This is a genomic window from Niastella vici, assembly GCF_002077945.1.
Lineage (GTDB): Bacteria > Bacteroidota > Bacteroidia > Chitinophagales > Chitinophagaceae > Niastella > Niastella vici.
The window spans coordinates 329,697-347,101 of the sequence record NZ_LVYD01000124.1; the positions used below are offsets into that span (position 1 = coordinate 329,697).

The following is a 17,405-nucleotide window of genomic DNA, read 5'->3' on the forward strand; positions in this document are numbered from 1 at the left end:
TATGTAATTGTCCAAATTTTAGTAACTTACTTATCAGTTCTTTCATTTATTCGTCACCTAAATATTGTTTGCTATGAAAAAGACAGCCCATTATGCCATGGCAATGCTGCTGGTTCCATGGCTGTCCTGCACCAATCACCCGGTACAGAACCTTGCAAATCCTCCTATAGAAAAAGGTGAAAATGCAAAAATGATACTCCCGCCCGTGAAAGATACCCTGCTTAAAAGTGGTAGAAAGAATATTTACCTCACCGGAAACCGCCTGCAACCCGGATTCTTTATTGAACGCTACATATTCCCGCCCGGTTATAAAGGCATGCCGCATGTGCACAATTCTGATCTGTATGTAACCATTATCAGCGGTTCAGCCCATATTGTAATGAATAAGGTGTTTGATACCACAGAAGCTTCCATGGCGTATGGTCCCGGAAGTTTTGTAATCATCAAAGCCGATCAACCGCACTACGAATGGTTCACGCAGGAATGTACTATGCAGGTGAGTGGTATTGGCCCTAATGAAACATATTATTTACCGGAGAATGAAACAAAGAAACCGTAGGTTCACGCACCTAAACAATCAATCAGCTGCTGCAGTTGGGCCATAGTATTGTAAGCGTGTAACACTATCCGTAATCTCTCCCCACCTGCCGGAACCGTAGGATATAAAATAGCACGTACGTCTAATCCGGATGCCTGCAAATCACTGGCTACTTTTTTTACCTGGTCGTTACCGGGGATAATAACTATTTGTATAGGCGTATCGGAAACCAGTTTTTCCCAGCTTCCCGTTACCTGTTGAAAGGTGCTGATCAGTTGTTGCAGGTGGGCCCGTTCGGCATGCATAGCCGGAAATAACTCATATGCACAACGGATGGCGGCTACACTGGCCTCGGGCAGCGACGTGCTGTAAATAAAGGACCGGCAAAAATTCACCAGGTAATTCCGCAGCCGCTCACTTCCCAGCACAATGGCGCCATGGCAACCCACTGCTTTGCCAAAGGTGTGAACCCGGGCAAAACATGCTGCCGTAAGGTTCAGCTCCTGAACCAGTCCGGCCCCATTGGGACCCACTACCCCCGTAGCATGCGCTTCATCCACAATCAGGTGCGCACCATATTTTTCGCACAATGCGCTGATGGCGGTTAACGGCGCTTTATCGCCATCCATGGAGAATACAGATTCAGTCACCACGAATATTGTTCCCGTAGCGGCCTGCAGCCTTTTCTCCAGATCGGCCAGGTCATTGTGCCGGAAAGAAAAGGACTGCGCAAAACTCAGGCGAATGCCATCGCGCAGGGAGGCATGACTGAGATAATCGTATATGATAGTATCGCCGCGTTGGGGTACGCTGCTCAATAATCCCAAATTGGCATCATATCCTGAATTGAAGATGAGTGCCGCCTCAGCCTGGTGAAAGGCCGCCAGCATTTTTTCCGTTTCTTCTACCAGCGCATAATTTCCCGCCAACAACCGCGACCCGGTTGATCCGTGTTTATATACCCGGTTAAGCGGCGTTTTCCCAACCGACCCCTCGACCCCCAACAGCAATTTTTTTTCGATCAGTCCATTGTGCACGATACCGAGGTAATCGTTCGAGCAGAAATCAATTTTGCCACCGGGCAATGTGAGCCGGCGGAACGCATTCTGTTGCTGCCGCTCGTTGAGTTTTTTGAGTAAGAAATCGTCGTTCATGGTTTAAATTGGTGTCTGGCCCCCGGTTACGCAGGAGCCCTTAATGCAGCGCCTTCGACTGCGCTCAGGCCCAAATATCGCACTTACGTGTTAACTTTGTGCACTTTATGAGCACTACCAACGAAACAAAGAATATCCTGGGGCTGCACCTGCCCACCGATCCGCGCTGGGTGAACCTGGCCGAAATGTCACTGGAACATATTCTTACCGATCATGCCTATTGCGAGCAAAAAGCCGCTACCAGTTGCATTTCGCTGATACAGCGGTACAGCGATAAGGAAAAGCTCGTGAACGAACTGGCGCCCATTGTTACAGAAGAATGGGGCCATTTCAGACTGGTGCTGGCCGAACTGCAAAAACGTAACCTGAAGCTGGGCAAACAGCGGAAAGATGAATACGTGAACCAGCTGCTTCAATTTGAAACAAAAGGCGGTAGCGAACAACAACGCCTGCTCGATAAATTACTGATCTGCGCCCTCATAGAAGCCCGCAGCTGCGAACGCTTTAAACGCCTGAGCGAAGGGCTCGATGATGAATACCTGCGCAATTTTTACCGCCGCTTTATGGAAAGCGAAGCCGGCCATTATCATTTGTTCATTGAACTGGCCGAAACCTATGTTGAGAAAACCATGGTGCGCAAACGCTGGCAGGAATGGCTCACTTATGAAGCGGAATTAATGAAGAAGCTGGAAGTGAGGGGGGATAGGATGCATTAGGTTCGAGAAATAAGAGGTAAGAAGTAGGAAGTAAGAAGAGCTTGAGTTTTGTACTTCATTATAAACTTCGACATTCGGGTTCTTCTTACATCTTACTTCATACTTCCTACTTCGGCGTCTTTAGCTTCTCAATATAAAGTTTCACATACTCTTCTACCTTCTTCCGCCGGTATTGCATAATAAATCTTGGATGCGGCAATGGAATGATCTCCTTAAAGAAATGATGTTTTGCATTCAGGCGTTGAAAGATCTTGTAATTGGTGCCCTCGCCCAAACAATAACATACATCCCTGTCCGTAGCAATAGTGCTTAACTGGTCTTTTATACATTGTATAATATACGGCTCGCTGTCTTTCAGCAATTCTTTATCGTCATAATAATTCAGGTTGATGCCATTCTTTGTAAAGCCCAACGGTGATAAGGCGGTAATAAAAAAATCGTGGTAAAAGGCTTCCGCCCCGCCATACGCTTCTACCACTGCGTATATAAAATGAGAAGATAACTCCGCTTTTTTAGGCAGCTCATTATCGATACCGCACACTTCTTTCAGCCTTATGGGGTCAGTAAACGGAATGCCTGTAACCCCACCACCAAAACGCCCGGGGTTAATGCCAAAAATGAAAGTGCGCTGATGAGTATCGTTGTAAAATTTGTTGTAGAACGTTTCGGCCAACCGCCAGGAATCCGCATCGGTAAAGGGATTCATAATAGCCACACCAGCCGGCAATTTGAGCTTCGGCGACAGGTTTTTATAGAAATTCAGGATTGCATACGATTGCGTGATTTTATTACCGGCGGTCTTCATGTTGGCTTATTTACTATTTTGGCGTCACCAAATTTCACATAAAAATAAGGCTATGAACCGAAGAACGTTTGTCAAAAATACCGGCCTCGCAACAGCCGGTTTTGCCATATCTCCAACCGCCCGTTTTTTCTCCGCACCCGAACCCAGTGTTAAGTTGGGGTTTATTGGGGTTGGCCTGCGCGGACAAAACCACCTCGATAATGCACTTCGGCGTAAAGATGTAAATGTAATAGCCATATGTGATATTGATGACCGAATGCTTGATATGGCCGGTGAGCTTTTTAAAAAAGCGGGCAAACTACAGCCCAAAGTCTTTAAAGGCGATGTAAATGCCTGGAAAAAAATGCTTGAACTGAAAGAGCTGGATGCCGTCATTATTGCAACGCCCTGGGAATGGCATGCGCCCATGATCATTGGTTCGCTCGAAGCGGGTATTAAATATGTTGGAACCGAAGTAATACTGGGCATTACGCTGCAAGACCATTGGGATGTTGTGAAAGCAGCCGAACAACATAAAGGCCACGTAATGATGTTGGAGAACGTGTGCTATCGCCGCGATGTAATGGCCGTATTGAATATGGTGCGGCAGGGACTATTTGGCGAACTCATACACCTGCAGGGCGGTTATCAGCACGACCTGCGCCAGGTAAAATTCAATAACGGGCAAAATGCTTATGGCGGCGGTGTTGAATTTGGGGAGAAGGCTTTCTCTGAAGCACGTTGGAGAACAGAACATTCCGTTCATCGTAACGGTGATTTATATCCCACACACGGCATTGGCCCCGTTGCGGAAATGCTCAATATCAATTATGGCAACCGCTTTGTATCGTTGAACTCCTTTGCTACCAAATCGCGTGGCTTACATGATTACATAGTAAAGAATGGCGGCGAACAACACCCCAATGCAAAAGTTGAATTTAAACTGGGCGATATTGTTACCACCCAGATCCGCTGCGCCAATGGGGAAACCGTTTTCTTGCAACACGATACCAACCTGCCCCGCCCCTATTCACTGGGCTTCAGGGTGCAGGGTACTAAGGGCATCTGGATGGATGTGAACCACTCCCTGTATATTGAAGGCGTAAGTAAAACCAACGACGCCTGGGAAGATGCCAAAGCTTACCTCGATAAATACGATCATCCTTTATGGAAACGCTGGAGCGCTTCAACCGAAGGCGCCGGTCATGGCGGTATGGACTTCTTTGTACTGCATGCCTTTGTAGAATCTATAAAGCGCAAAACCCCCACTCCTATGGACGTATATGATGGGGCAGCCTGGAGCGCCATTACGCCGCTCAGTGAAAAAAGTATTGAACTGGGTAATGAAACGGTTGAGTTCCCCGATTTTACAGGCGGGCAATGGATGTACCGGAAGAGTTCGTTTGCGCTTACAGATGAATATTAAGTGGTAACATTTGACTATATTGGTGATAACTATACAAAGTAGGAAGTATGAGGTAAGAAGTATGAAGAACCCGATTGTTGATATTTCTAAAAAGTTTCAACTTTTATGTTTTCCTTACTTCCTACTTCCTATCTCTTACTTCTATAAGTTTTATCACTGAAGAAAGTATCTTATGTCTTCATCCAGATTAAGAAATGGGTACTTCTTCTGTAACTCCTGCGCCTTTTCCAGATGCGTTTTTAAAAACCTTTTATGCGCTTCAGTTGAAGGCTGAAAAGGTTTGTGTTTGCGCGCGATCACGATCTTTTTTATTTCCTCTGCCAGTTGCTGCGCTTTTTCATCAACAAAATGCCGCATGAATTTGTCGAGCACAAATTGCGTGGCCTGGTAGTTGGGATGTACCATATCGATATCGTAGAACCGGTAATCGCGTAATACATCGATCACCAGCTCATAGGCCGGGAAGTAATACAGCTTGTCGAATTTATTCACCAGGTGATGCACCACTTCTATCAACCGCGCCTTGCTGCGGTTATTATCAATAACGCCATCGCGTATATGCCGCACGGGGCTTACGGTGAAGATCACTTTCAACCCGGGATTGAACTGGAACAACTGGTGTAAACAGTTGTCGAGCATGGTGGTGGTTTCTTCGATCGTAAGCAGGTGTTTATTGAACCAGCCGGCCGGTGTGCGATGGTTGTTGGCAACCCCGCCACGTACAGCGCCCCGCCTGAACGAGATGGGCACCTGATCGGTAAGCCGGTACGAGAATGAAGTACCAAGGGTAATGATAAGCCAGTTGGCGGTCTTTAAATAAGCATGTGCTTCCTGTTGCGAAGCATTGATGCCGCGCAAACATTCCTGCAGATCGGTTTTGGAAAAGCGGCTGTGGTGCTGCCAGCTTTGCCATACCTCGTTATAATAGAAAAGCTCTTCGGTTTGATACTGTTTGTTCTGAATATACGAAACCAGACTGCTCACGACACTGGCGGGATCGAACAAAATACCATTGGGATTTTGCAGCACACTGAACTTAAGCTCTTCGAGCTTTTCACCAATATGTTCGGTAAAGCACGATCCCATCAACATGATATTGTCCTGGTAATTGACCGGTGTCGACAAAGTTGAGATCTGGATCGGTATCTGTAGGTCCATAATCACGGTTATCTGATTTATACATTATAAGATAAGGTATATTCAAAGGAGACTATCAACCAGTGGCCAGTACTTGATAATAGGCGTAGTTATGATGAAGGGCAATTATGGTAAATCAGCCTGTGTGCAGAGCGCAATCCCGCTTCGCGGGATGATCGTTTCCCCAGGGTGATCTTCATAAGGTAAATATTTCGTTAGCTAAGTTAAGACTTTTAGCCAGCGCTGTTTTATTTAATCCATTCAAATTCTCATATTGTTCTAAATATGATATGAGCCATTCGGTATCTATGTTACCAACCAGGTCGTTATTGGCCATAGGACAGCCGCCAATGCCTTTTAAAGCGCTATCGAACCGCCGGCAGCCTGCCTGCCAGGCCGCTTCTATTTTAGCCAGCCGGTTGTGCGGGCTGCTATGCAAATGCACCCCGATCTGGTGATTGGGTAGTTTACCGGTGACGTAACTGGTGATGTCGGCCACCTGTCCGGCATCTGCCAGCCCCACGGTATCGGCCAGCGAAATAATGGGCACGCCCAGGTCGGCGATCCTGTTCACCCAGTCAAAAACGATCTCAGGTGACCAGGGGTCGCCATACGGATTGCCAAAGCCCATGGAGATATAGATCACCAGTTGCTTGCGGCTCTGTTCACAAATGCGTTGTATTTCGGCTACCCGTTGCAGGCTTTGCGCAATGGTGCTGTTGGTATTACGCAGCTGAAAGGTTTCACTTACCGAAAAGGGAAAGCCCAGGTAACTGATCTCGTCAAAAACGGCAGCTTCCTCTGCCCCCCGTACATTGGCGATAATGGCCAGCAATTTCGTGGCCGTATCAACCGGCATGCTTTTCAACCCTTTCAATACTTCTGCAGTATCGGCCAGTTGCGGAATGGCTTTGGCCGAAACAAAACTGCCAAAATCGAGGGTATGGAACCCTACCTGTAAAAGAGCATGCAGGTATTCGATCTTTTTTTCAGTTGGAATAAAGACCGGCCAGCCCTGCATGGCATCGCGGGGGCATTCGACAAGTTGTATAGGTTTATTTGTGCTCAAGAATTTATAATTTGAAGTTATAGGTTGCAGTCACCGTTTACCAGTTACCCGTTGCCAGGTACCCGACGGATCAGCATTCGGCGTTTCCGGGAAATGCAGTGAAAGCTGCATTAAAAATTTGGTAACCGGAACCTGGTAACTGGTAACAGTTCCTTTATACCCCATTGTTCATTCTATTCTTCATTGCTTCATACAAAACGATTCCCGTTGCTACCGATACGTTGAACGATTCAAAATTACCTGCCATGGGTATCTTTATTTTTTCATCGCATATTTTCATCAGCGCCGGAAACACACCATTCTCTTCATTGCCCATCACTATACAACAGGGTTCTGAATAATCCACTTCGTACAGGAACTTATCGGCGGTCATTTCGGTGGCAAATACTTTTATCCCGTTCAGGTGCAGGGTATCCACCGCTTTCATCAGGCTGTTCACCCGGCAGATATTGATCTTTTCCAGGGCGCCGGCCGATGATTTCATGGCCTCTTCGTTCAGGGCCCCCACTCCTTTGTCGGGTATAATAATGGCCTGCGCCCCGCAACACACCGCACTGCGGGCGATAGCCCCGATGTTGCGTACATCAGTTATACCATCGAGTATCACAAACAACGGCGTTTCACCATTACCCAGCACATGATCAATAACCTGTTGCAGGTCCATATATTGAACGAGTGCGGCAATGGCAATACAACCCTGGTGATTGGCTTTGGTAAAAGATTGCAGTTTTTCGGGCGGAACCTGTTGAATAGGGATATTATTTTCCCGGGCCAGTTGCCGGATGGTGCCAATGGCATCACCGCTCACATTGCGCTGAAAGAATATTTTATCAATGGGCCGGCCCGATTCAATGGCCTCAATAATAGGTTGCCGGCCAATGATCAGCGACGCTTTATTAATACCGGGTCTTTTCTTATGAAATCCGTCCATCTGCCAACATAAGTTTTACTTTTAAAATTGCTGCCACCGACATCGAATCAGTGATCTCGCCCCGCTCTACCATTTGGTATGCTTCTTCAAAGGGCAGCTTTTTTACCTGCAATTGTTCCGTTTCTTCGGGACTGGGCGTATGCTGACTCAGTTCGCGGGCCAGGTAAATAACCGCATATTCGTCGGAGACGGAATTGCTCAGGTACATCTCCACTATTTTCGTCCATGCTGAGGCTACCAGTCCGGTTTCTTCCAACAGCTCGCGTTTGGCCGATTCTACGGGGTCAACGCCAAAAGCGCCGCCGCCTTCGGGTATCTCCCAGCTGTATTGATTAAGGGGAAAACGATACTGACCAACCAGGTAGGTATTCAACGTTGAATCCAATACAAGCGCGCCTACGGCAATAGATTGATAATGCACCTTGCCATAAATGCCTTTGCCGCCCGAGGGATTAATAACATCAAACTCCGTGATCTTTATCCAGGGATTTTCGTAGATCTCCTTTTCTACTAATATCTTCCAGGGATTGTCTTGTTCGTTCATTTGTCGAAAATAAAAAATCCCGCCAAAGCGGGATAATGTTATTTTGGTCCCGATAGCCAGCTATCGGGAAGAAATCTCTTATCTGATTCCAAACGCCTGCTTGATCTTTCTCACATAATCCAGTTTCTCCCAGGTAAACAGCTCTACTTTCTTCTTAACGGTTTTACCATCAGGAGCAGTGAATGTTTTTTCTACTACTTCAGGTTGACGGCCCATGTGTCCGTAAGCAGCTGTTTCGCTGTAAATAGGATTACGCAGTTTCAGGCGTTGTTCAATAAAGTAAGGACGCATATCGAAGATCTGAGCAACGCGTTTGGCTATTTCGCCATCGGTAAGCTCCACTTTGGCAGTACCATACGTGTTGATGTACAATCCCATTGGCTGGGCAACACCAATTGCATAGGAAACCTGTACCAGTACTTCATCGCACAAACCGGCAGCAACCAGGTTTTTGGCAATGTGACGGGTAGCGTAGGCAGCAGAACGGTCAACTTTTGAAGGATCTTTTCCGCTGAAAGCACCACCACCGTGAGCGCCTTTACCACCATAAGTATCTACGATGATCTTACGGCCGGTTAAACCTGTATCACCATGCGGACCGCCGATCACGAATTTACCGGTTGGGTTTACGTGATATTTGATCTTGTCGTTGAACAGGTGGGCATATTTTTTATATTTTGACTTAACACGGGGGATCAGGATGTTAACAACATCTTCCTTGATCTTTTTCGCCATTTTGGCTTCAGTGTCAAAATCATCGTGCTGGGTGCTCACTACGATAGCATCAATACGAACGGGTTTGTTGTTATCGTCGTACTCCAACGTAACCTGGCTCTTTGCATCAGGACGCAGGTACTCGATCTTTTTGCCTTCGCGACGCAGTGCAGCCAGTTCAATCAATAATTTATGTGCAATGTCCAATGCCAAGGGCATATAATCTTCAGTTTCGTTGGTAGCGTAACCAAACATCATACCCTGGTCACCAGCGCCCTGTTCTTCTTTTTTTGTTCTGTCGACACCCTGGTTGATGTCTGAAGATTGTTCGTGAATGGCCGACAACACCCCGCAAGAGCTGGCTTCGAACATATACTCAGATTTGGTATAACCAATTTTGCGGATCACTTCACGGGCTATTTCCTGTACATCAAGATATGCCTTTGACTTTACTTCTCCAGCCAGCACTACCTGACCGGTGGTAACCAGCGTTTCGCAGGCTACTTTCGATTGGGCGTCAAATGCCAGGAAGTTATCAATCAGGGCATCAGATATCTGGTCAGCTATTTTATCAGGATGACCTTCCGAAACACTCTCAGAAGTAAATAAGTAAGGCATACTACTTTTTGTTTGAGGAATTGAATTAGTAAATAATGGGTAAATATATAAGATTTCTGATTTCGGGATTTAGCGATTTGGAGATTTCTTTTGAGTTTGCATAATGAACAAATCTCAAAATCCCGAAATTCCAAAATCAGAAATTGCTGTTCAAAAGGACTGGCCCTTAAACATAGACATTACAATCTTATTATTTGGTTAGATCGTGATAGAGCTGCAGGTAATCAGTAAGATCCGACTCGGCGTTGTAAGTGAGCACTTTTTTGCCTTTTACTTTTCCGAATTCCTCTACCAGCTTTTTATCAACCTTATCGGCGCCAAAAGTAATGGCATCGGCATAAGTAGCCCCACCCCGCATCATGGCAGTGGTAGTGCCTTCCTTAAAAGGCTCCAGGTCTTTTTCTTTAACAAAAGAGCTGATAGAAGCTATTTTCAGAAAATCATCGCCCAGCTTTTCTTTCACCGTGTTATTGCCAATGGTGTAAATAACCTTGCTGTGCGAGAACACCGGTTCTTTTTTGTAGGCCGTTTTTTGATAAAGCGGGATCAGGCCGGTCATCCAGCCGCTGCAATGAATGATATCTGGCGGCCAGCCGAATTTCTTAACCGTTTCCAGGGCGCCTTTACAGAAGAATACGGTACGCAGGTCATTGTCATCGAACCATTTTTCGCCTTCATCGTGGAAAATGAACTTGCGTTTGAACAGGTCTTCATTATCCAGAAAGTAAACCTGCAACCGCGCATTGGGTAAAGAGGCTACTTTAATTTGTAAGGGATAATCATCATTACCTACCGAAACATTAATGCCCGACAAACGAACCACTTCATGCAGGCGATGACGTCTCTCGTTGATGACCCCAAACCGGGGCATAATACAACGCACTTCAAAGCCATTTTCATTTGCCTTTATTGCCAACCGGTTAACCGTTTCGGAGAATTCCGTTAATTCCAGGTAGGGGGACATTTCGTTAGCAATAAATAAAATTCTTTTCTTTGTCAGCATTATAGATAATAGTTGATGAGCTAACTTTTAAAAATCAGGGTGCAAAGTTAAGGTTTTTTTATTAGTTGTAAGTCCTGGTCCCTACAAAGTCGGGATTCCGGGCTCTCAATTCAATGTTTTGGGAGCCCCGGGAACTAACCGGGGCAGGCTGGTATGGAATCCTTACTGCCGAAGAAATAAGAGGCCATTCACCCATAGAAACAATAATAGCGCATCTTTAAAACTTAAAATTTCGTTAAATGATCATTTTCAAATATGCCGACCAGCTTGCCCGGTATATTCAACAACAAAAGGCCGCCCAAAAACAAATAGGTTTTGTACCTACCATGGGCGCCCTGCACAACGGACATATTGCCCTTATTGACCGGTCGAAACAGGACACAGCCGTAACGGTTTGCAGCATATTTGTAAACCCCACCCAGTTCAATAACGCCACCGATTACCAGTTATACCCTAATACCATTGAACCGGATATTATGAAGCTGGAAGCCGCCGGCTGCGATGCGCTGTTCCTGCCTTCCATAGCCGAAATGTACCCCCAGGGCACTGCCGGCCTCGAACACTACGACCTCGGTTATCTGGAAACCCTGCTCGAAGGAAAATTCCGCCCCGGCCATTTTCAGGGCGTTTGCCAGGTGATGTTCCGGCTGCTTACCATGGTGCAGCCGCATAAGTTGTTCATGGGACAAAAAGATTACCAGCAATGTATGGTGGTAAGCCGGTTGCTGCAATTGATGCAATCTGCCACCGAACTCATCACCTGCCCCACCCTGCGCGAACCCGACGGACTGGCCATGAGCAGCCGCAACATGCGTTTATCGCTCCACGACAGGCAAATAGCCACCACCATCTATAAATGCCTTACAACCATAAAACAGGAATGCAACAAGGGCATAACCTGGCCGGTTATTAAAGAAAAAGCTGAGCAGCTACTGACCGGGGCCGGTTTTATTATTGATTATGTGGAACTGGCCGATGCCACTACCCTGCAACCCGCCCATGCTACCATGGCCACCATTTACCAGGGCCCCCGGGTGGCTTTAATAGCCGCCTTTTTACACGAGGTTCGGTTAATTGATAATATACTGGTTTAAACCTGCCCGGCTGCCCCGCGTTTGGGCGGGTGTAATGGGCTAAATTGGGCAGCCATCAAAAAATCAATTAAATACCTAACTTGCGCCCGTTTTATAATCCCGAATAACAAAAACAAGACATGGAGATAGAAATACTGAAATCCAAAATCCACCGCGTAACCATCACGGAAGCCAACCTGAATTATGTGGGTAGTTTAACGCTCGATGAAGACCTGATGGAAGCCGCCAACATGATCGAATACGAAAAAGTGCAGATCGTGAATGTAAATAACGGTACCCGTATTGAAACCTATCTCATAAAAGGCAAACGCGGCTCAGGCGTTTGTTGTTTGAATGGCCCCGCAGCCCGCCAGGGCGCCGTAGGCGATATTGTGATCGTTATTTCTTACGCTACCATGGATTTTGAAAAAGCAAAATCTTTCAAACCCTCCGTAGTGTTTCCTCAAACGGGAAATAAATTGTAACTAAGAGAAATTACCCCCAATAAACCGGGGCAGGCGGAACTTATGTTAATAAGACCTTATATTGACAGCATAATTTGAAAGTTGTCAACTTGTTAACCCGTAAAGCTGTTAACTTGTTAACGGGTTAACTTAAATTTGCAATACAACATAATAAGCCCTCCATATGAATAAAAAACTCCTGAGCATATTACAGTACATCCTGTTTCTGGGGCTCAGTGTTTTTTTGGTATGGTGGTCGGTACGGGGTATTAATGATGAGGGCTGGAAAAAGATCAAAGAAGCTTTTCGCAACGCGAATTACCTGCTCATTATTCCGGTAATGATCACGTTGTTGCTCAGCCATTTGAGCCGGGCCATGCGGTGGAAGATCTTAATGGAGCCGCTTGGTTATAAACCCCGCCTTTTTAATACGTATATGGCCGTGCTCATCGGTTACATGGCTAACCTGGCCGTTCCCCGCCTTGGCGAAGTATTGAAATGCACCATACTGGCCCGTTATGAAAAGGTTCCTGCCGATAAGCTCGTAGGCACCATTGTTGCCGAACGCGCGTTTGATGTGCTTTGTCTTGTACTGGTTATTATTATCACTATACTTACCCAGGCCGATGTAATAGGCGGCTACGTCAACGAAGCATTAAACACCATCGTAAATTCAAAGACCAGCTCGCTGTCTGTTTCCAAAATAATCATCCTGCTGGCCATTTTGTTACTGGGTGTGGGAGCCGTAATTGTCGTTTTTAAAAAGTTCACGCATATCCGGTTCATTCAAAAGATAAAGACCATTTTTGAAGGCATATGGCATGGCATTATCAGCGTGCGTTACTTAAAGAACAAAGGCTGGTTCGTATTTCATACCATTTTTATTTGGTCAATGTACCTGCTGAGCGTGCAGATCGGCTTTTGGGCCATGAAAGAAACTGCGGGTTATGGCATACCCCATGCTTTATCAGTTTTAACGATGGGCAGCCTGGCGATGATTGTGCCGGTACCGGGCGCCGGTATTGGTATTTATGCGCTGGCTGTTAAAAATACCATGCATGCCTATGGGCTTGAAGAAACAATTGGTTTAGCCTTTGGTAACCTTATGTGGTCAGTGCAATTCTTCTTTGCCCTGCTCAGCGGTTCCATTGCCCTGAGCTTATTACCTTATTTCAATAAAAGAATTTCTGTTAATGAGAAAAGCTGATATCATCCCTGCAAGAATATGTACCTTAAATGAAGCAGTGCACCGGATCAATCAATGGCGAATAACCGGTAAAACGGTGTCGTTCACCAATGGGGTTTTTGATATTCTGCACCGCGGTCATATATTTTCATTGTCCCAAACTGCAGCCGAAGCCGATTACCTGGTAGTGGGTTTAAACTCCGACGCCAGCACCAAACGGTTAAAAGGCGATAGCCGCCCGGTGAACGATGAACAATCACGGGCACTGGTACTGGCTTCCCTGCTTATGGTTGATATGGTCGTGATCTTTGAAGAAGACACGCCGTTAAATCTGATCACAACACTGCAACCCGATGTGCTGGTAAAAGGGGGCGATTATACGCTGGAACAAATTGTTGGCGCCAAAGAAGTGATGGCGGCGGGGGGAAAAGTTATTATCAATCCTATTGTGGAAGGGTTTTCGACTACGGGGATCATTGGGAAAATGAAATCGTGAATCAGCAGTCGGCAAAATCAAAAAAAATCAGGCCTTAAAGTAAAAAGCCCCGGTCATTCCAGGGCTTTCTTAATTTCTTTTACTACTCCCCCTTTAGGGGGCTGGGGGCATTATAATCGCTGCATTCTGTCAATTTCCTGCACTATCATTTCTATGTCGCGCTCATCGCCCTGTGCATTGTACGGCTGCTTTAAGTTGCTGCTAAATACAAAGGCAACGGTTTGCCATACCCGGGCGGTAAATCCACCTTTATATTCCTTGATGATCTCGTAGCAGTTATTACCCGTTTGCCGGTTAATGAGCTTCATCAATACCTTTCCCTGGTAAATTGATAATTCGCTCAGCGGCTCAGCAAATTGCTTCTTTAGCTCTTTTTCGCGGGTTTTAATATATTTCTTTTTCTCACTTTCAGGCAAATTGGCAATGTGCGCATTGATGTCGTTCATGATGGCTCCGGCCCGGCGGGCGTACGGATAGGTAACATAAACGGCATTGCGCAAACGCGTCCATTCCTGTCTTCTTTTCAGTAAATGTTTGGGATAGGGCGCCTGTACCCAGGTCCATTCGAGGGTTTGTGCAGGCACATACTCATTACCGACAACCTGTGCCGGAACGGGGATAGTATCATTCGGACCTAATTGAGGTAAGGGTATTGAATCAGGGGCCGTTTGGCCATTTGCCTGAGTAACCGCTACAGCAACCAATGCCCAAACTGCTAACAAATTCCTGAATATTTTTCTCTTTGCAGTCATTCGAGTGCTACTAATATAATACAAATTTACTTGTAATAATAATTCCCAAAAGACCAGAACGTAACCCGTCCCGTTGCAAAACAATTTCTTAAAAAAAGTTTAAGATCTACAGTAAAGTTACTGTACGTCCAAATATGGGAAAACAGTTGGGGAAGGGAAGTTTTTAAATTAAGATAAATCACTTAGCATGCAGAAATAGATTCCTGTCATGTTAGGATGTCAGGAGTTGAGTAGGATTCAGGTTACAAGTTCCAGGTTTCAGGGCTTTAAATATTAAGACCCTTCAATTATGTCGGCAGCCCAAAATTCGAACCCTGCAACTTGCAACCTGTAACTTGTAACGCAATTCCTGGCACCAGGAAACCGGTAACCAGCAACTATAGCAATTTAATTCTTCTGATGAGAGCCATTACAAACCCTGCGATCATAAGAACGGTTCCCAGCCAAACCAGGTTAATGAAGGGGAACTGCAACACCTTCAACGCCAGGAAAGGCGCCAGGCGCGAAGATTCTTTCACACTGATCTCCAGGTGTTTATCGTCGGCAATGCGGGTAAGGCTGATGGCCAGTCCCTGCGAATACAATGTATCTAATATATATTGGGCGCTGTTGTTGCGCACATAAAATACCGGTTTGGCGCTCAGTTTCTGCTGCTCCTTGGTGTAAACGCTCAGGTTGGCCATAATAGCCGTATCCCTGGGGGTAAACTGGTGTTTGCCGTCGTGCGGGTTCACCGTTACACTATCCAGGATCATAAAGCCTTCTGAATAAAACAGCGTGTCGCCGGTTTTTACCACATGATTTTTGAACTGCGCCGTATCGGTGCCTTCCTGTACCGAGCTGGCATGGTTCACATAACTGAAAATATCTTTATGCAGGTAATGGCGCGAATCGGGGTTGTTCGACATCCCCTCCTGCCCCTTGGTGTTCCTGATAAGATCGGGATACAGGGTGAATTTATCTTTTCCATCCTTTCTTTCCATATCAACCTGGAACCAGGTCATACGGCCATTCGTGCTTACCGAATCTTTCACATACGTTGCCCAGTAAGTGCCCATATCGGTTTTTACGCCGCGAAAAAGGGTCAGGTTCTCAAAACCTTCTTTTGGCTTATCGGGACCAAAATTCAGTGGGTTGAAAGTATTCACCGACAGCACTTCTTTTTTGGAAGAAGAGATCAGGATGCCCACCAGCAACAGGCCAAAACCCAGGTGCGCTACCGAAGCGCCCGCTGCCTTAAGCTTGCCGTTCAAACCCGTATATATGTAAGCGGCATTGGCAACAACGGCATACACCGCTGCAAACAGCGCCAGGTGAATGGCCGAAAGAAAACCAATACCATATTTATTATAATTGATATGGCCGAAATAACTGATTGAAGCCGAGATCAATATAGCAGCCACCGTTGCCCACAGCAGTTTCTTCGTGAAATAGGCTTTTGACGTGTTCTTGTATTTGAGGTACTGGCTGATGGCCGTTAATACCCCAATAACCACCGCTACGAAGATCTGGATGCGGTTATAGGGAAACTCCTTGTCTTCCCCGATCACCAGCTTGGTACCGAACAGGGTATTGAAGATGGGGAATGAAGTGGGAATGATAATGGCCATGGCCGACAGGAACAATACCAGCGAACCGATGAACATCCAGAATTCCCGGCTGTTGAACTCTTCCTCTTTGGCAATATGCGGGATCTTTTTATACCGGGCTATCAGCAGGGCCAGCGCCGGAACTACAAAGATGAATACCCAGCTGCGCAGCTGCCAGTTCATCCCCGAATCAACAAAGGCGTGCACCGAGGTATCCTGCAGGTCGCCACTGCGGGTAAGATAGGTTGAATACATTACCAGCAGGTAGGCGAGTATAAAAAATACGTTAGTGGCGCGTAAGGAATGACCGGTTGAATTGTAAATGAGCAGGGTGTGAATACCCGCCACCAGTACCAGCCAGGGCACCAGCGATGCGTTCTCAACCGGGTCCCAGGCCCAGTAACCGCCAAATGTGAGGCTTTCGTAAGCCCAGGCGGCGCCCATCATAATACCCAGTCCCAGAATGCCACCCGAGAACAGCGACCAGGGTAACACGGGTTTGGTCCAGCTAAAATCTTTCTTCCACAAACCGGCAATAGAATAAGCAAAAGGAACGATGGTGCTCGCAAAACCCAGGAACAGAATTGGGGGATGGATCACCATCCAGTAGTTCTGTAATAACTGGTTAAGGCCATTTCCATTATGAATTTTCGGCAGGCTCAGGTAATCGGGGCCCGAAAAGATCGGCGCATCGGCAAACTGATGGCGAGTTAACAAAAACGGACTGCTGCCCACTTTTACATTGAAAATATACAGGCCCAATATCATGGTGGCCAGGCAAAGCTGGGCAAAGCTTATCACCGTCATAACGGGGGCTTCCCATTTTTTGGCCGTGCGTATCAACACCACACCAATAACGGCATGCCAGAAGGTCCACAGTAAAAAACTGCCCTCCTGCCCTTCCCAGATACTGCTGAGCAGGTATTTGGGCGACAGGGACCGGTCGCTGTGGTTCCAGGCGTAAAAATATTCGTGAAAATGATTGGCAATGAGGGTAAAAATGATGCTGAATATGGCCAGCACCGAGCCGGCATCGATCATAAATGCAATTCGGGCCAATTTCTTCCAGCTATCGTGCTCAGTAGGTAATGAGGCATTGGAGGCCTTAAAATAAGCAATGGTAGCCACCAGGGACGCTACCAACGAAAGCACTACCAGGAAATGTCCCAACTGACCGGGTAACAGGTGTTCACCGATATACTTCATTACAG

17 protein-coding genes are annotated in these 17,405 nt (G+C 46.4%); 7 read left to right on the top strand and 10 right to left on the bottom strand.

Annotated elements, in window-relative coordinates; genetic code table 11:
• Positions 1 to 73 precede the first annotated feature (73 nt).
• Positions 74 to 559, top strand: a complete 486-nt coding sequence (locus A3860_RS38910) for a cupin domain-containing protein (RefSeq protein ID WP_081155992.1) — start codon at positions 74 to 76, stop codon at positions 557 to 559.
• A 2-nt stretch (positions 560 to 561) separates the two neighbouring features.
• Here the strand turns inward: A3860_RS38910 and A3860_RS38915 are convergent, their stop codons facing one another.
• Entirely contained in the window at positions 562 to 1,692 is a 1,131-nt protein-coding gene (locus tag A3860_RS38915; protein ID WP_081155993.1) for an aminotransferase class I/II-fold pyridoxal phosphate-dependent enzyme, read from the bottom strand.
• A 107-nt stretch (positions 1,693 to 1,799) separates the two neighbouring features.
• Between A3860_RS38915 and miaE the strand changes: the two genes are divergently transcribed.
• The gene (gene miaE, locus A3860_RS38920; RefSeq protein ID WP_081155994.1) at positions 1,800 to 2,408 is read left to right on the top strand and encodes a tRNA-(ms[2]io[6]A)-hydroxylase; all 609 of its coding nucleotides are present in this window, start codon (positions 1,800 to 1,802) and stop codon (positions 2,406 to 2,408) included.
• A 106-nt stretch (positions 2,409 to 2,514) separates the two neighbouring features.
• Here the strand turns inward: miaE and A3860_RS38925 are convergent, their stop codons facing one another.
• The gene (locus tag A3860_RS38925; protein WP_081155995.1) at positions 2,515 to 3,213 is read right to left on the bottom strand and encodes a uracil-DNA glycosylase family protein; all 699 of its coding nucleotides are present in this window, start codon (positions 3,211 to 3,213) and stop codon (positions 2,515 to 2,517) included.
• 52 nt (positions 3,214 to 3,265) lie between these two features.
• Between A3860_RS38925 and A3860_RS38930 the strand changes: the two genes are divergently transcribed.
• Positions 3,266 to 4,618, top strand: a complete 1,353-nt coding sequence (locus A3860_RS38930) for a Gfo/Idh/MocA family protein (protein ID WP_081155996.1) — start codon at positions 3,266 to 3,268, stop codon at positions 4,616 to 4,618.
• A 153-nt stretch (positions 4,619 to 4,771) separates the two neighbouring features.
• On the opposite strand, the gene A3860_RS38935 is transcribed toward A3860_RS38930, so the two are convergent.
• From A3860_RS38935 to A3860_RS38960, 6 genes are all read right to left on the bottom strand, one after another.
• Entirely contained in the window at positions 4,772 to 5,776 is a 1,005-nt protein-coding gene (locus tag A3860_RS38935; protein WP_081155997.1) for a GSCFA domain-containing protein, read from the bottom strand.
• Between the two features lie 175 nt (positions 5,777 to 5,951).
• Complete coding sequence (locus A3860_RS38940; protein ID WP_245843721.1) at positions 5,952 to 6,824, bottom strand: hydroxymethylglutaryl-CoA lyase; 873 nt, start codon at positions 6,822 to 6,824, stop codon at positions 5,952 to 5,954.
• Between the two features lie 154 nt (positions 6,825 to 6,978).
• Positions 6,979 to 7,755 carry a 23S rRNA (guanosine(2251)-2'-O)-methyltransferase RlmB gene (gene rlmB, locus A3860_RS38945; protein WP_081155999.1) on the bottom strand — a complete coding sequence of 259 codons (777 nt, stop codon included), beginning with the start codon at positions 7,753 to 7,755 and terminating at the stop codon, positions 6,979 to 6,981.
• A complete protein-coding gene (locus A3860_RS38950; RefSeq protein WP_081156000.1) occupies positions 7,739 to 8,299 on the bottom strand; it encodes an NUDIX domain-containing protein in 561 nt (186 codons plus the stop codon). Before A3860_RS38950 ends, rlmB begins: the two co-directional genes overlap by 17 nt.
• 78 nt (positions 8,300 to 8,377) lie before the next feature.
• Positions 8,378 to 9,631 (bottom strand): methionine adenosyltransferase, encoded by a 1,254-nt coding sequence (gene metK, locus A3860_RS38955; protein ID WP_081156001.1) that lies wholly within the window; start codon positions 9,629 to 9,631, stop codon positions 8,378 to 8,380.
• 190 nt (positions 9,632 to 9,821) lie between these two features.
• Positions 9,822 to 10,634, bottom strand: a complete 813-nt coding sequence (locus tag A3860_RS38960; protein ID WP_081156002.1) for a glycogen/starch synthase — start codon at positions 10,632 to 10,634, stop codon at positions 9,822 to 9,824.
• 239 nt (positions 10,635 to 10,873) lie between these two features.
• On the opposite strand from A3860_RS38960, the gene panC reads away from it, so the two are divergent.
• The 4 genes from panC to rfaE2 all read left to right on the top strand — a co-directional run bounded on the left by panC (position 10,874) and on the right by rfaE2 (position 13,853).
• Entirely contained in the window at positions 10,874 to 11,728 is an 855-nt protein-coding gene (panC, locus tag A3860_RS38965; RefSeq protein ID WP_081156003.1) for a pantoate--beta-alanine ligase, read from the top strand.
• Between the two features lie 119 nt (positions 11,729 to 11,847).
• A complete protein-coding gene (gene panD, locus A3860_RS38970) occupies positions 11,848 to 12,192 on the top strand; it encodes an aspartate 1-decarboxylase (RefSeq protein ID WP_081156004.1) in 345 nt (114 codons plus the stop codon).
• A 163-nt stretch (positions 12,193 to 12,355) separates the two neighbouring features.
• Complete coding sequence (locus A3860_RS38975; protein ID WP_081156005.1) at positions 12,356 to 13,378, top strand: lysylphosphatidylglycerol synthase transmembrane domain-containing protein; 1,023 nt, start codon at positions 12,356 to 12,358, stop codon at positions 13,376 to 13,378.
• Entirely contained in the window at positions 13,365 to 13,853 is a 489-nt protein-coding gene (gene rfaE2, locus A3860_RS38980) for a D-glycero-beta-D-manno-heptose 1-phosphate adenylyltransferase (protein WP_081156006.1), read from the top strand. Before A3860_RS38975 ends, rfaE2 begins: the two co-directional genes overlap by 14 nt.
• Before the next feature lie 110 nt (positions 13,854 to 13,963).
• Here rfaE2 and A3860_RS38985 read toward each other — a convergent pair whose 3' ends face one another.
• Positions 13,964 to 14,605 (bottom strand): DUF4294 domain-containing protein, encoded by a 642-nt coding sequence (locus A3860_RS38985; RefSeq protein ID WP_081156007.1) that lies wholly within the window; start codon positions 14,603 to 14,605, stop codon positions 13,964 to 13,966.
• A gap of 377 nt (positions 14,606 to 14,982) precedes the next feature.
• Positions 14,983 to 17,400: a cytochrome c biogenesis protein CcsA gene (ccsA, locus tag A3860_RS38990; protein WP_081156008.1), complete on the bottom strand. Its 2,418-nt coding sequence runs from the start codon at positions 17,398 to 17,400 to the stop codon at positions 14,983 to 14,985.
• Between the last annotated feature and the right edge of the window lie 5 nt (positions 17,401 to 17,405).